Below are 504 nucleotides of genomic sequence, written 5' to 3' on the forward strand. Positions count from 1 at the left end.
AGATGTGTATAAGAGACAGGGTCAGCGTCCCGGCAGGAGGCGCATCGCGTCCGTCGCGGGGGCGAGCAACTTCTGCCAGCGACCGCGGGGCAGGAACAACGGCCCGCCCATGTGCATCACCCGCTGGGTGGCCACGGTCTGGGCCTCGGTGTACTTGAGCAGGCCCTCGTCCCCATGCCTGCGGCCCACTCCGGAGGCGCCCATCCCGCCCATCGGGCCGGCGACCGAACCCCAGCCGGCCACGTAGCCCTCGCCGACGTTGACCGTGCCCGTCCGCAGCCGTGCCGCGATCGCCTCCCCCTCGGCGTCGGAGGCGGCGAAGACCGATGAGTTGAGCCCGTACTCGGTGTCGTTGGCCCGGGCGATCGCCTCGTCGACCGACTCGACCGGGTAGATCGACACGACCGGGCCGAACGTCTCCTCGCCGAAGCAGGTGGCGTCCTCCGGGACGTCGGCGAGCAGGGTGGGCTCGTAGAACAGCGGGCCCAGATCGGGGCGCGGCCG

General features: G+C 71.6%; 1 protein-coding gene. It reads right to left on the bottom strand.

Going from position 1 to position 504, the window contains the following annotated elements; all coding sequences use genetic code 11:
• Positions 1–21: 21 nt before the first annotated feature.
• The coding region (locus B4M60_RS00635) for an aldehyde dehydrogenase family protein (RefSeq protein ID WP_291079430.1) at positions 22–504 on the bottom strand (483 nt) is incomplete at its 5' end.

The organism is Dietzia sp. UBA5065, from assembly GCA_002415925.1.
Lineage (GTDB): Bacteria > Actinomycetota > Actinomycetes > Mycobacteriales > Mycobacteriaceae > Dietzia.